This is a genomic window from Paraburkholderia dipogonis (genome assembly GCF_042680985.1).
Taxonomy (GTDB): Bacteria; Pseudomonadota; Gammaproteobacteria; order Burkholderiales; family Burkholderiaceae; genus Paraburkholderia; species Paraburkholderia phytofirmans.
In genome coordinates, this window is record NZ_JBHUFR010000045.1 from 146,519 (window position 1) to 161,200 (window position 14,682).

The window sequence follows — 14,682 nt, forward strand, 5'->3', positions numbered from 1 at the left end:
TCGGCCTTATGGTCCTCGCTGAGCAACATCCAACAACCAAGGAGTATCCGAAATGCGTGGTTTGAAAGACAAGGTGGCTGTCGTTACAGGTGCGGCGGGTGGCATTGGCCGTAGCCTGGTGCAGCGTTTCTGTGAGGAGGGGGCTCACGTGGTCGCTCTTGACCTGAGTCAGAGCGGTCTTGACGAATTGAAGGAGCAGTTGAAGGAATATTCGGAGCAACTCACGCCAGTTCAACTGGATATTACCGACCACGCTGCCGTGGTGCAAACCATCCAACAGGTACATGCGGACCTGAAGCGAATCGACGTACTGGTCAACAACGCTGGATGGGATGTTGCAATGCCGTTCCTGGAGACCACTCCGGACTTCTGGAACAAGGTTGTTGCCATCAATCTGATGGGGCCGCTGAATCTTCACCATGCTGTGTTGCCCTTCATGGTGTCGGACGGCGGTGGCAAAGTCATTAATATCGCTTCAGACGCCGGCCGCGTGGGATCGTCGGGCGAGTCCGTGTACTCGGCATGCAAGGGGGGCATTACTGCGTTCAGCAAAACCGTCGCGCGCGAATACGCACGCAAAAACGTGCGTGTGAACGTGGTTTGCCCGGGCCCGACTGACACTGCGCTGCTGCGCTCGTTCATGGGCGAGGGTGAATTCGGTCAAAAAGTCTACGACGGGCTTCTGCGCGCGATTCCGCTGAAGCGTTTGGGTCAACCCGCAGACATCCCCGGCATCGTCGCGTTCCTCTCCAGCGACGACGCCGATTTCATTACCGGGCAGGTCATTTCTGTCTCCGGTGGTCTGACAATGCATGGGTAAATAATCATGAGCGACTATACTGATATCCTCTATGAAGTGAAGGCAGGCGTTGCACGTATTACGATTAACCGCCCTGAAAAGTACAACGCCTTTCGGGGAAAGACGTGCGACGAACTTATCGACGCACTCAATTGTGCGGGGTGGGACAAGTCGATTGGTGTAATCGTATTGACTGGCGCCGGTGAAAAGGCGTTTTGTACGGGTGGAGACCAGTCGGCTCATGATGGCGGTTACGATGGTCGGGGCTTGATCGGTCTGCCAGTCGAAGAACTGCAGGGCTTGATTCGGGACGTACCGAAGCCGGTGATTGCGCGTGTCAACGGCTACGCGATTGGCGGTGGGAACGTCCTCGTGACGTGCTGCGATCTGGCCATTGCAGCAGACTCGGCACAACTCGGTCAAGTTGGACCCAAGGTAGGTTCTGTCGATCCTGGGTTCGGTACCGCATTTCTCGCACGTGTTGTCGGCGAGAAGAAGGCGCGCGAAATCTGGTTCCTCTGCCGGCGTTACACCGCCCAGCAAGCCCTTGCAATGGGCCTGGTCAATGCTGTCGTGCCTATGGCCGAGCTCGACGCCGAGGTCGACCGTTGGTGCCAGGAAATCATGCAGCTTAGCCCGACGGCGATTGCTATTGCGAAGCGCTCATTTAATGCCGATTCCGATTCCATTCGCGGTATCGGCGGCCTCGGGATGCAGGCACTTGCGCTGTACTACGGTACTGCTGAGTCGCACGAAGGGGTTGCAGCGTTCATGGAGAAGCGCAAGCCGCGCTTCCGGGGCGAGCAGAATGACGGTTCTGAAGCATGAACGTCACACTTTCACGTAGCGGTGACGTTGCGGTCATCTCGCTAAATCGCCCCGAGGCGATGAATGCACTCAACGCTGAAATGATTGACCGCATCGGCACGCTTATCGATGAGGCGGCTGCTTCTTCGCCACGTGCCTTGTTGTTCGTCGGTGCCGGCGGCAAGGCGTTCTGTGCTGGTGCTGATATCAGGGAACTGCTTGAGCGAGGCGCAGGCGCCCATCGCGATGCCGCCCGTTCCGGTCAGTGCACTTTCGCCAAGCTCGACCGCTTGCCTTTTCCTTCATTGGCCGTAATCCAAGGCGTGGCTCTTGGCGGTGGGCTTGAACTGGCCATGGCGTGCACGTATCGGATCGCTGTCGCTGGCGCGAGATTTGGTCTTCCAGAGATCAAACTTGGTCTCATCCCGGGCTATGGCGGGACGCAGCGACTACCGGCCTTGATAGGCAAGGCACGTGCGATCGAGATGATTGCAAGTGGTCGCCTGGTCGAGACCGACGAAGCCGCGCAGATCGGCTTGATTCATCAGGTGGTTGAAGCGGGCGACTCTATTGACCTGGGTGTGCGGTTCTTGGACCGCCTCGGCGAACCATTTCCGGCTGCAATGCGTATGGCGAGAACTGCAGTCGAGAAGGCCTTATCAGTTTCGCTCGAAGAAGGCTTGAGCCTCGAGGCAGACCTGTTTGTGGCGGCGACTCAAACGACCGACGCCACTGAAGGGATGCGAGCCTTTCTGGAAAAACGTAAGCCTGCCTTCACGGGACGCTAAATCGCTGTGCTGAGTTTCTGGCCTCCGTTGTTTGCGGTGCTGTCATGCATGCCAGCGGTCAAGTTGCAGCGGAGGCCTTCCTGAATATGCAAAGGATTCTGCTGTAACACGCCGTAATTTGATCCGAGCCTGGGCGTACAGGCGTTGAACAGCGTCCAATTTCTGAGACGCGTCGGTGCGCTGATAGGTTCGTTCTTCGGAGACAAGAGATGAACCAATACACCCCGCCTCTGTTGGATATCCAGTTCGTCCTCCAGGAGCTTGCAGACATTCGTGAGATATCGAGCCTGCCTGGCTTTCAGGAGTCGACGCCAGACGTCGTGCAAGCCATTCTTGAGGAAGCAGGCACATTCGCCTCGGAAGTTGTGTCGCCGATTAATCGCACAGGCGACGTCGAAGGCGCGCGGCTTGAGAACGGGCAACCGCGCATGCCGCAAGGCTGGAAGAATGCCTACGAACAGTTCGTCTGGGGCGGGTGGAATGCGCTATCTGTGCCCAGGGAGCTGGGAGGTCAGAACCTGCCTCGCCTCATCGCAGCAGCTGTTGACGAGATGTGGAATGGCGCAAGCGTAGCCTTTGCCCTACTGCCTATGCTTACTAGAGGCGCAATCAATGTCTTGCAGCTTGCAGGGTCCGAGCATCTGAAGCAAATGTTTTTACCGCGAATGGTCAGCGGAGAGTGGACCGGAACCATGGTGTTGACGGAACCACAGGCTGGCTCCGACCTGTCAGCCGTTCGGACACGCGCGAAGCCGGTTGGCGATGGGACCTACCGATTGTCGGGTACCAAGATATTTATCACTTACGGCGATCACGATCTCGCTGAGAATGTGGTGCATCTCGTCCTCGCACGGGTGGATGGTGCGCCATCTGGAACCAAAGGAATCTCGCTGTTTGCCGTTCCGAAGCTTCTGGTGAATGAAGACGGGACACTGGGCGAGAAAAACGAAGTTCGATGCCTGTCCCTTGAGCGCAAACTTGGTATCCATGCGACGCCAACCTGCGTCCTTGCGTTCGGTGATAACGCCGGCGCCGTCGCCTACCTCGTGGGCGAAGAGAATCGTGGTCTGGAATACATGTTCATCATGATGAACGCAGCCCGATTTGCCGTGGGCCTGGAAGGTATCGGTCTGGGTGAACGTGCGTATCAGCTGGCACGGGACTATGCGCGGGAGCGCGTGCAAGGTGTTGAGGCGGGCAGCGGTGCTCAGACCAAGGTTCCGATTATTCGGCACCCGGATGTGAGACGCATGCTGATGAGCATGAAGTCCCGCGTCGAAGCCATGCGCGCGTTGGCCGTGGTGGTTGCAGCTTGTATGGACAAGGCAGAACTTCATCTAGACCCGCTGGAGCGGGCTTTCAGTCAGGCGTTTGTCGAGCTGATGATGCCGGTCGTCAAGGGGTGGTTCACAGAGACCGGTTTGGAAATCGCGTCGATGGGCATACAGGTGCACGGGGGTACCGGCTTCATCGAGGAGACTGGTGCCGCACAGCTCTTGCGTGACGCACGGATAACAACGATATACGAGGGCACCACCGGTATTCAGGCAATGGATCTGATCAGCCGCAAGATTGGTCGGGATGAGGGGCATACACTTAAGCTGGTTATCCAGAAAATGCAAGATGTCCAGGCGGAGCTTGGGAACCAGGAGAGTGCGCATTTACGTGCAATTGGAGTCAGCCTGAAAATGGCGACTTCCGAATTGTCGAAAACGGTGGACTTTCTCGTCGATACCTACTCACATCAACCAAAACTGGCGCTTGCGGGTTCTGTCCCATTTCTGGAGCTTCTAGGGACCGTCGCGTGTGGTTGGCAAATGGGACGAGCAGCGCTTGCTGCTCATCGGTTGCTGGATGAAGCCTCGGCTGACAGTGCATTCCTGAAGAGCAAGATTGTGACAAGTCTCTTCTACGCGGATCATGTACTTTCCCGAGCACCGGCGTTAAGTTATACGGTAATCCATGGGGCCGAATCCACGTTGAGTATGGATGACACTGCATTCTGATGCTCTGGTCAGAAACTGCCCGTGGCTCCAGTAATTGAATGTCCCCGCTTCGCGTTGGCGGGGACCACCAAACCCATTGCTGCGAGCCTTTCACAGGGGCAACCGGGAAGTTTGTTTGACTTTTTGCATGGGGATTTCTGTTTTCACGCTCTGCACACTGTCGATCCTTGTCAGATGCTCAGCCTGAAACCTGCGGTATGCATCGAGATCTGCACTGACTACGCGCAGGAGGAAGTCGCTGTCTCCCGCCATCAAATGACATTCGACAATCTCTGGAATGCGTTGTATTTCGGCCGTGAATTTGTCTACAGTCTTTGCATCCTGGCTTTTGAGCCAAACGCGAACAAAAACAGTCAGACCCACACCAATTTTCGATGCGTTCAGTAACGCGACATAACGCTCAATGACTCCGGCTTCTTCGAGCAATCTTACTCTCCGAAGGCACGGCGAAGGAGACAAGCCAACTTTTTCTGCTAGCTCTACGTTCTGAATGCGACCGTCTTCCTGCAGCGTTCGTAGAATCCGGCGATCGATTTCATCTAGATTTTGCATAGGAATGGGGCTCAGATAGGGGTTTGGAATTTTGTGGCTGATTAACTTAAAAAATTGGTACCCGGTGCCATCTGTTTGGAATTATAGGATATAAAACAAAATCAACTGCTAAACACACTGGTATAAATTAGTGATTTTTGTGTGCGTCGCGGGATGGGCCCGTCGCACGTGATGGAGGAGACGGAAATGAATGGCAGAAGTACCGAGGTGTTCCAGATTGAGAAGCATCCCAATCCTGTCGAAGCCGAAAAACGCGAGACTTTGCTTCAAAACCCAGGCTTTGGTCGAGTTTTCACCGACCACATGGCCACGATTCAGTATTCCGAGGGACGTGGTTGGTATGACGCGAAGATCTGTCCTCGCGCTCCCTTCAGTTTCGACCCCGCGACGTTGGTGCTTCACTATGCACAAGAAATTTTTGAGGGCATGAAGGCTTATCGGCTGCCCGACGGCGGCGCCACACTGTTTCGTCCAGACGCAAATGCACGTCGCTTCAGGAATTCTGCTGATCGACTTGCAATGCCGTTACTGCCCGAAAATCTGTTCGTAGATTCTGTGCGCGAGCTGGTGCGGATCGATAAAGAATGGATTCCGTCGACAGATGGTTCGGCTCTTTATCTTCGGCCTTTCATGGTCGCCACTGAAGCAGTGCTCGGCATGAAACCCTCGCCCGAGTATCTCTACTGCGTCGTGGCTACGCCCGTTGGCGCATATTTCAAGGGAAGTGCTCCAGCTGTAACGATTTGGGTTTCCGACCAATTTACACGAGCCGCGCCGGGAGGGACCGGCGACGCGAAATGCGGCGGTAACTATGCGGCCAGTCTTGCGGCGCAAGCGGAGGCAATTCGGGAAGGTTGTGAACAGGTGGTGTTTCTGGACGCAGTCGAACGACGCTGGGTCGAAGAACTTGGCGGCATGAACGTGTTCTTCGTCTTCGCTGACGGTTCGCTTCAGACTCCTCCGCTTACTGGTACCATCCTGCCGGGCATTACTCGCGCGTCGCTTATTACGCTTGCTCGCGATCTGGGATTTGTTGTGCGTGAGGAGCCGTACGCTATTGATCAATGGGAGGCAGACGCAAAAAGCGGGCGACTTGTTGAAGCGTTTGCGTGCGGCACCGCAGCGGTCGTGACGTCAATCGGGCGAGTGAAGGGACGCAAACATGAATTCACTATTGGCGACGGCGGCGCTGGTCAAGTGACCGGCCGGTTGAGGACGGCACTACTTGATATCCAAAACGGGCGTGCGCCAGATCATCATGGATGGCTGGATCGCTTGTTCTGAAGAAACTGGAACAAGGTTCGTCAGTGGAGGTAACGGCGCCAACTCTATCGGCAGCCGTTGATACAGTGCGGGCGGCATTACGAAGGCGCCCGCACTGAATCCAGCGCCGCAGTCGGCGGCGCGCCACGAGCTCTCTAGTTCATCGGGGATCTGTCCCGACGTCGCCTGAAAGCCTCAGGTCTTCAGCCCGATCGGGCAAAAAATAAAAGAATTCCCGGGAAAGCCAAGGTGCACAACCTTTCCACGGCGCTCGTCGAGGAGCTCGGCGCTATCTTCAGCGGCCACATGAGCGCTTCGGCGCTTGCAAAGATATAAATGGCGAAGTCGTGCTCGAAGCGGGTCGGAGCTGGTTCCGGACGATGCTGCGGTACAGCTACTAGCCCGGCGGTGAACGTTTCGCGGCGGAAAGTCGTCGTCTTGCAGGAGGACGCATCGTCCTTGCGGCGCCAAACCTGCGACAGCCGCAGGGCCAAAGGTCGGAGGCCAAAAAATCGATTCCCAATCATCCACTGACGGATGACGTGATCAAAAGAAGGCCCGGCAGGAGAGAGAGCCATTGTTGCTATGCCGGCACTCCGAAACGCTTGCGCAGGCGTTCGTCCCGGAACTCGCTAGCGTCAATTTCCCGCTTGATCCAGGCACGATCCTTAGTCTGTCGGCTACCGTTACCGGTCATCCTTCCCGTAACCTGGTCTTGACGTACTCCAGGGTACCAGGTCTTTTGAAACGGATGTGGGTAATTACAAGAATGAGGGACGCGCTTACGCTTGGAATGGACTTCCTTTGCTCATCGTCGAGCCTCAAACGTTCTGACAGACCACCGGTGCCAGCCCATGGTGCTGACGCATGCGCTGACCCGGATGCGAAGCGACTCGGCTGTCCAGTTCTTTGGGGAGCGCGTGCTGGCAACAGCCCGCGCTTATCCTACAACCTGAATTGCATCTCAATGCTTCGGGCTCACGAGAAGAGTGGGTACGAGTCAGCGGACTTCATCGGGACCCGCTGCAGCAGTGTCGGCTGCAATAAGGTTACGTATGAAAATGCAGCCCATCCTGTCAGTCGGAACACGTGAAACCTGCTGCAAAGCAGACGCGTTCATATAGATGCAGTGAGCAGGGTTGTTTCACAGCTCCGCTCCGGAAAGCCGGAATGCCTTGGCATCTCGCCAAGGATGGCTTACAACCGGGTGTAGCCAGCGCCTTTGCGCACCTTTTCACAGTGTACCCGAAGAGGATATCCAGGCAGACAGCCTTTACTTACACCGGCCCAAGCTTCGACAGGTCCTTCGGGATTACTCGTGCATTCTGAAGCATCGTGAAAAATTCGATGAACATTTCATCGGTGTCGATGCAGTCCTGGAATCCCGCTTTTCGGGCTTTGATCGTGGTTGAGAGATTGTCATAGGGCGCCTTGAAGACGAAGTCGCCGTATCCCCAGCGGGCGAGATTTTCAAACGCCGTCGGCAGCAGGTCGAAGCGGTCGACGAGTTTACTCCACAGATCACCCTTGTCCGCCATCATTTCGTTCAGACTAATCGCCAGCGGGGCACCTACTTCCATCTGGAAGAACTTTGCGATGACAGGCCACACGCGTGACCAACGGAAGAAGTCGCCGTTTGTGATGTTGTACGTCTGTCCGGCGCAAGCCGGTTCTTCGCCGGCCCATTCCGTAGCGCGGGCCAGAAGCCGCGCGTCTGTTACCTGGAAGAGGGACTGATACGATTCCCATGTGCCGGGGAAAACCAGAGGCAGACCCAATGCCTTCGAGATTACCGCGTACACAGAGATGACCATCAGCAAGTTCATGGGATTGCCGACTGCCATCCCGATAACGCCTGCCGGTCGAAGTGCAGTCCACGTCCAGGATGCTTCTTTCGAGGCTGCGCGCAGAAAGTCTTCCTGGTTGTAGTAGAAATTCGGCGGCATGTGCCGCGAATCGGACTCTTTGGCCGGAGTGCTGAATGCCCCGAGATGCGGCCCGTAGGCCTTAGTCCCTTGCATCAGCGTCACATGGCGCAGTCTCGGCGAGGCGTCGGCCACTGCACGGACGAGGTTCTCGAGCATCGCGAGATTGGGGCCAACCTGCTCAGCCTGTGTCTGCTTTTCCTGGTACGCTGCATGAACGATGTGTGTGATGTCATTTCGATTGGCCAGAAGGGCTCGACACGATTCGGCATCCAGAAGGTCGACAGGAATGTGTTCGGCCTTGGTAGGGTAGTCCGGCTTGCGTCGCGAAACTGCGATCACCTTGGCGTTCGGAACCTGGTCGAAGTGTGAAATTACGGCTCGGCCGATGATCCCAACTGCGCCAGCGACTACGACTGTCTTCATTTGACTGATCCTGCGTAATACAGATATTTAGGTGTCGAACTCGGCACCACCAGAGCAGCGCTGAGAGATGGGTAGGTGTGCTTCATGCAAAGATACAGAATGCACGGAAAGATCAGTTACACAAGCTTTCCAAGGCGCTAGAGAGGGAGTACGGCGCCATCTTCATTGGCAACGTGAATGCTTCGGCACTCGTAAAAACACGAATGGGGAAATCCGTGCTCGATGCAGGCTGGAGCCTGTTCCGGACCATGCAGCAGTATAAGTGCGATGACGCAGGCGTGTGGTTCGATGAGACCGATGAAAATTAGTCAACCCAGACCTGCAGTGCTGTAACAGGCGCACTGGCCCGAAGGGTCGGAAAGGTCCTGGAATAACGGAATGGCCTGCTTCGAATGTGATGCGTATCATCATCGCGACATCAATGCAGCAGGGAATGTTCTCGCGGTGGCACGTCGCCTTCTTGCAGAAGGAATCACTGCCCTCAGCCGACGGCTGAGGGCAGGGAGGACGTCAAGCCGCCCGGATGTTTTTGCGGGTACTCTCTGCGCTACCGTTTTTTGAAGAGCCTGACAGTGATCCCAAAACGTTAGCGCGCCGCACCACGTGATCGTGAATCGCGTGCTCCTTGACGGGGCCGAAGCCACGAATGTCCATCGGCAACGAAGCAAACGTCACGGCTTGCTCAAGCTTGACCGGCGTAAGGACAGAGCAAATTTTGCGGATGTCGTCGAAGTACTCGGCGATGAGCCGGCGTTCTGCACGACGCTCGCCCGTGTAACCAAATACGTCGAGCGCGGTGCCCCGTAGGCCACGCATACCAGCAACGACTTTGAGAACCGGGAAGATCCACGGGCCAAATTTCTTCTTTTGCGGTCGGCCGGTTCTCGGATCGATGCGCGAAAGAAGAGGCGGTGCAAGCCAGATCGAGACTTTCTCTGCAGTCGAGAACTGTGCCGTCAAAGATTCGCGGAAGCTCGGTGCGGAGTAAAGTCGAGCCACTTCGTATTCGTCCTTGTATGCCATGAGCTTGTATGCGCTGCGCGCGACCGTGGTAGCGAACGTAGTGCTATTGGGGGCAATCTTCGCTTCGACGTCGCGAGCAAGACTGACAAGTTCACTGTACTTCCGGGCATAGGCCGGGCCTTGATAGTCCTTGAGCCGTTGCTCATGAAGTTCCATCAGCGCATCCAATGTGTCGGGTTCTGCTTTCAGCGTCGAAGCCGGTGCCAGAATGGTGTCGAGCGCATCCGGTTGAGCGGCGAAAATGCGTCCCCAATTGAACGCGGACTTGTTCATCTCGACAGCTGCACCGTTGCGCTCAATCACCTGAAGGAGCGCTTCACGACTTAGCGGCACGAGGCCCTTTTGCCATGCGTAACCCAGCATCAGCGTATGAGTTGGCAAGGTGTCGCCGAAGATGCTTTGCGCAATCGCGCCCGCATCGAATGCATGGAAGGCTGCGGTGCAGCGGCTGCGGATACGTTCATGCATCAGATTGACTGGCAAGGTCGCATCCCGATCGCTGATCACATCGGGCGTGGGCGTCGGCGCAAGATTGAGGACCGCCGAGCTGCGGTTTGCCGACAGGCGGATAAGCGAATCAGGCGCGGCGGACACAACTAGATCTGCGCCGAGCAGCAGGTCTGCTTTACCTTCGCCGATGCGTGAAGCGGCGATCTGTCCATCCGTAGCGGCAATGCGCACCTGGCTGACCACTGCGCCATTCTTTTGCGACATCCCTGTGAAGTCGAGCACGGTGGACAACAGGCCGTCGACGCCAGCAGCTGCACCAAGGATTGCACCCATCGTCAACACACCTGAGCCACCGATGCCGGTGATGTATACGTTGAAAGGCTCGTCGAGTTTCGGAAGCGTTGGGGCAGGCAGAGTGGCAAGAAGGCTAGTCTCTGCTCCCACGAGTCGCTTGCTGTCCGGCTTGCGAACCTTGACACCTTCTACTTCGACAAAACTCGGACAGAAGCCTTTCACACAGGAGAAGTCCTTGTTGCAAGCGCTCTGATTGATAGCGCGCTTGCGACCCAGTGGTGTTTCAACGGGTTCGACAGAAATGCAGTTGGATTGCACCGAACAGTCACCGCAACCCTCGCATACCTCTTGATTGATGAACACACGGCGGTCCGGGTCGACCGTCTCCTTGCGCTTACGCCGGCGTCGCTTCTCGGCAGCACAGGTCTGCTCATAGACAATCGCTGTGACGCCAGGAATTTCGCGAAGTTGACGCTGGACGGCGTCAAGCTGGTCGCGATGATGAACTTCGACGCCCGTCGCAAGTACTCCCGTGTCTTTCCAGCGCGTGGGGTTGTCAGTCACAAACGCGATCTTTTCGAGTCCTTCCGCGTGGAGCTGGTGCGTGATTCGGGCGGGATTGTTTGTCCCCTCGGTCGGTTGTCCCCCTGTCATAGCGACCGCATCGTTATATAGAATCTTATACGTGATGTTGGTTTTTGCTGCAACAGCGGCTCGAATAGCGAGAAGGCCAGAATGCTCGTATGTCCCATCACCGAGATTCTGGAAAATGTGCGCTGTCTTCGAAAACGGGGCTGCGCCAATCCATTGTGCACCCTCGCCACCCATGTGGCTCGCGACTTTGGTTTTGAGTTCCGGCTGCGACAGCGCAATCACGTGGCACCCGATACCGCCACCGCTGATTGAGCCATCCGGTGTTCGTGTAGACGTATTGTGCGGGCAACCAGAGCAAAAGAACGGGCGACGAATGGGAATGATCGCCGTTGAGGGCTTCTTGGCAGCGGCGTCAAGCTCGGCAAGCCGTGCGACAGTGTGTGATGTGTTGATGCCGTTCGCCTGCATCCGCCGCACTAGTACGCTCGCCACGAGGTAGGCACTGAACTCCCAGGCTTCAGGGAAGAGTGCTTTACCGGCTGCGTCAGTTTTTCCCGAGATGATGGGGCGTTCCGATTGGGGGCGATGGAACAAAGCTTCCTTGAGTTGTCCCTCTACATTTGAACGTTTTTCCTCGATTACGAGGACTTCCTTATGCCCCGATGCAAACTCGCAGGCGCCTTCGGTCTCAAGCGGCCAACTCATTGCAACCTTGTAAACCGAGATGCCCAGCTCACGGAGCGCGATATCACTCAAGCCGAGATCGCGACAGGCCTGCATAAAGTCCTGATGTGCCTTGCCGACCGTGATAATGCCCAGCTCTTTCTTTGGCGCCTCGACGACGATCCGGTCAAGTCTATTCGCCCGCGCCCATGCTCGAGCTGCCGGAAGTCTTTCCTCAATCAGGCGACGTTCATACTCGCCGCGTTGTGCAGGCCATGAGAGTGTCGGGTCCCAGTTCAGACCATGGGCCGGCATGGGGAAGTCCGCCGGTTCAGTGAACGTCGGCCATGATCCCATGTCGAGGGTGGCGGCAGTTTCCACAACTTCAGCGATCGTTTTCAACGATACCCATAGCCCGGTATACCGAGACATCTCGATACCCGCGAGACCAAATTCGATGACTTCGCGAACGTTACTGGGTTGGAGCACCGGAATCGACGCAGAGTGAAATATGCCATCGGTCTGATGCGGCCACATGGAGGACTGTGCTGCATGGTCGTCGCCCGAAATGGCAAGTACGCCACCAAGCTTCGATGTGCCCATCATATTGGCGTTACGGAAGACGTCTCCAGTACGGTCGACACCCGGGCCCTTGCCGTACCAGATACCAAACACTCCATCGACCTTCGTGTCGCCGAAGACCCGGTGCATCTGTGCACCCCAAAGTGCCGTGGCAGCAAGATCTTCGTTTAGTCCTGGCTGAAAGACGACATCATGCTCGGCAAGTTGCTTGGAAGCCTTCCATAGCTGCTGGTCGTATGCACCCAGTGGCGATCCACGGTATCCAGATATCAGGCCAGCGGTAGCCATATCGCGAGCGCGGTCGCGTTCGCGCTGGATTATTGGCAATCGAACAAGTGCCTGTATCCCGGTTAGGAAAGTGCGCTGATTGGTTTGTGCAGAGGGGGTTGCGCTGAGCGCAGTTTGAGTAGTACCCACGAGTGTCTCCAAGGAAACTTTTTAGAACTAGATGAGTAAGTTTAGGCTTCCTTTGATGAGAATTTGCACCAACCTAAATTAGTAAATTTCTATTTTGTAGATCAAAATAACTAATTAATATCGAAATATTGGTCTAAAAATGCCAATCCACATGGTGGTAGGGGTGGGTCCGCACGGCAGAGGCCAGCCGTGGTGGAGTGGATGAGCGTGTCAACGCGTTCATTACCAAGCTTCAAGGCGCCCGGTGAGCCAGAGGGGCGGGCGGTGGCGGTGGGGATGGCGGCCCATTGCCAGCGGTGTGGGCGCTGCTTGGCAGCTATTCAGTTCAGCCCGGGAGAACGGGCAGGAGGTCTGGTCGCGCGATTGCGGTTGCGCCTTGGCAACCCGGATGGATTGGTTGGTGAAGCGAGAAAACCTCTCGCAATCCTGTGAGAACTGGAGGTCGACGTTAAGCCGGGAACCGAAAGTGGTTGTGTCGGACCGCGCAAACATGAGTGAAAAATGCCGCTACCTGTGGCCCGACGTGTCTCATCGGATCGTCGAAAACCCTTTCAAGGCAGACCATTGGATCTCGCGAGTTAAAGCATCGGAGATGTCCGGTTCAGCACGGTCTTCAACGCGAAACTGGATCGTATGTGCTCGACACCTGGGATCCGGGTCAGTGTCTTGGTAAGGAAGTTTTGGTACGAATCGAGATCATGCACGACCACACGAAGGATGAAGTCCGCGTCGCCCGTCATAGTGAAGCAACTCATTACCTCCGGCGCTACCACGATTTCCTTTTCAAACCGCTTGATCACAGCTTCGGACTGGTTCTCGAGGGTGACGGACACGAACACATTGAGCCCTCCGCTCAGCTTGCGCTCATCCAAATCTGCCGAGTAGCCCCGGATAATTCCTTGCTCTTCAAGCTTCCGAACGCGCCTAAGTGTCGGTGTCAGCGATAGGCCAATGCGTTCTGCCAGTTCCCGCCAGCTCAGACGGCCATCAACGGCAAGCTCCCGCAAAATTTGCAGATCAATTTTATCAAGGTCGTGTTGTTGGATCATAGCTGCTAGGCCGTGTGCATTGACTAGGGCAATCGTACTACAGTCGTCCGGAATTGAGGTTGGATTTGGTGCATTGATTCACGAGCGAACGCATAAACTGAACTGACCGTGAACTACGCATCGGCTCCTTCATCCGTGGAGGCAGAAGGGGCGGCCTTTCGCACAAGTTGAGTTGTGCGTGGGCACAGACTCTGAGGCTTGAAAAATCACCATGACCTACCTGCAAGAAAACACTCGTAAGGCTGTAACCGTTCTGAAACTGCAAGCGATGCGCGAGGCTGAGGAGAGGATTGCGATGCTTGCTTGCTACGACGCAAGCTTCGCGGCGATGCTCGACTATTGCGGAGTAGACGTGCTGTTGGTGGGCGATTCTTTGGGCAACGTACTGCAGGGGCATTCAACCACCCTGCCGGTCACTATCGACCACATGGCTTATCACACCGAGTCGGTAGCGCGCGGAAATAAAAATGCGCTGATCGTCGCAGACATGCCTTTCGCCACCTATGCCACGCCTACGCAAGCGTTCGACAACGCGGCGCGGTTGATGCGGGCTGGCGCGCAGATGGTCAAGATCGAGGGCGGTGCATGGTTGGTCGAGACAGTGTGTTTCCTGGTTCAGCGAGGCATTCCCGTTTGCGCGCATATTGGGCTGACGCCGCAGTCAGTGCACGCGCTGGGTGGGTTTCGGGTGCAAGGTAAAACTGAATCAGCGGCAACACAATTGGTAGCGGACGCTGTCTCCTTGCAGGAAGCTGGAGCGCAACTCATCGTTATGGAAGCGATTCCGCCGTCGTTGTCTGCCGAAGTTACCTCAAAACTACAAATTCCCACTATTGGCATCGGCGCAGGTGCGGACTGCACCGGCCAGGTTCTTGTACTTCATGACGTACTCGGAGTGTACCTGGGCCGGAAAGCAAAATTCGTCAAGGACTTTATGGTCGGCGCAACCTCCATCGAAGGTGCCGTTCGCGCTTATGTTTCTGAGGTCAAGGCTGGTACCTTTCCCAAACCCGAGCACACGTTCTCGTAACGAGCGCGCTGTGA

General features: G+C 56.1%; 11 protein-coding genes. 6 read left to right on the top strand and 5 right to left on the bottom strand.

All coding sequences use genetic code 11. The features are described from left to right. The first annotated feature begins 52 nt into the window (after positions 1–52). The 4 genes from ACFSNN_RS39285 to ACFSNN_RS39300 all read left to right on the top strand — a co-directional run bounded on the left by ACFSNN_RS39285 (position 53) and on the right by ACFSNN_RS39300 (position 4,400). Positions 53–820, top strand: coding sequence for a glucose 1-dehydrogenase (locus ACFSNN_RS39285; protein WP_134465233.1), 768 nt, complete (start codon positions 53–55; stop codon positions 818–820). A gap of 6 nt (positions 821–826) precedes the next feature. Continuing rightward, positions 827–1,627, top strand: coding sequence for an enoyl-CoA hydratase-related protein (locus tag ACFSNN_RS39290; protein ID WP_134465232.1), 801 nt, complete (start codon positions 827–829; stop codon positions 1,625–1,627). After that, the gene (locus ACFSNN_RS39295; protein WP_134465231.1) at positions 1,624–2,394 is read left to right on the top strand and encodes an enoyl-CoA hydratase/isomerase family protein; all 771 of its coding nucleotides are present in this window, start codon (positions 1,624–1,626) and stop codon (positions 2,392–2,394) included. Before ACFSNN_RS39290 ends, ACFSNN_RS39295 begins: the two co-directional genes overlap by 4 nt. A gap of 209 nt (positions 2,395–2,603) precedes the next feature. Then, on the top strand, positions 2,604–4,400 hold the full coding sequence (locus ACFSNN_RS39300; RefSeq protein WP_134465230.1) for an acyl-CoA dehydrogenase: 1,797 nt from the start codon (positions 2,604–2,606) through the stop codon (positions 4,398–4,400). Positions 4,401–4,490: 90 nt separating this feature from the next. Here the strand turns inward: ACFSNN_RS39300 and ACFSNN_RS39305 are convergent, their stop codons facing one another. After that, positions 4,491–4,952 carry an Lrp/AsnC family transcriptional regulator gene (locus ACFSNN_RS39305; RefSeq protein WP_134465229.1) on the bottom strand — a complete coding sequence of 154 codons (462 nt, stop codon included), beginning with the start codon at positions 4,950–4,952 and terminating at the stop codon, positions 4,491–4,493. Between the two features lie 186 nt (positions 4,953–5,138). On the opposite strand from ACFSNN_RS39305, the gene ACFSNN_RS39310 reads away from it, so the two are divergent. Beyond that, positions 5,139–6,236 carry a branched-chain amino acid aminotransferase gene (locus ACFSNN_RS39310; protein ID WP_134465228.1) on the top strand — a complete coding sequence of 366 codons (1,098 nt, stop codon included), beginning with the start codon at positions 5,139–5,141 and terminating at the stop codon, positions 6,234–6,236. A 182-nt stretch (positions 6,237–6,418) separates the two neighbouring features. Here ACFSNN_RS39310 and ACFSNN_RS39315 read toward each other — a convergent pair whose 3' ends face one another. The 4 genes from ACFSNN_RS39315 to ACFSNN_RS39330 all read right to left on the bottom strand — a co-directional run bounded on the left by ACFSNN_RS39315 (position 6,419) and on the right by ACFSNN_RS39330 (position 13,638). After that, positions 6,419–6,793 carry a hypothetical protein gene (locus ACFSNN_RS39315; RefSeq protein ID WP_134465227.1) on the bottom strand — a complete coding sequence of 125 codons (375 nt, stop codon included), beginning with the start codon at positions 6,791–6,793 and terminating at the stop codon, positions 6,419–6,421. Positions 6,794–7,492: 699 nt separating this feature from the next. After that, positions 7,493–8,566, bottom strand: a complete 1,074-nt coding sequence (locus tag ACFSNN_RS39320; RefSeq protein ID WP_208949598.1) for an SDR family oxidoreductase — start codon at positions 8,564–8,566, stop codon at positions 7,493–7,495. Between the two features lie 510 nt (positions 8,567–9,076). Then, on the bottom strand, positions 9,077–12,589 hold the full coding sequence (locus ACFSNN_RS39325) for an indolepyruvate ferredoxin oxidoreductase family protein (RefSeq protein WP_134465225.1): 3,513 nt from the start codon (positions 12,587–12,589) through the stop codon (positions 9,077–9,079). Positions 12,590–13,167: 578 nt separating this feature from the next. Next, positions 13,168–13,638: an Lrp/AsnC family transcriptional regulator gene (locus ACFSNN_RS39330; protein WP_134465224.1), complete on the bottom strand. Its 471-nt coding sequence runs from the start codon at positions 13,636–13,638 to the stop codon at positions 13,168–13,170. Positions 13,639–13,849: 211 nt separating this feature from the next. On the opposite strand from ACFSNN_RS39330, the gene panB reads away from it, so the two are divergent. Further along, entirely contained in the window at positions 13,850–14,668 is an 819-nt protein-coding gene (gene panB / locus ACFSNN_RS39335) for a 3-methyl-2-oxobutanoate hydroxymethyltransferase (RefSeq protein WP_134465223.1), read from the top strand. Positions 14,669–14,682 lie beyond the last annotated feature (14 nt).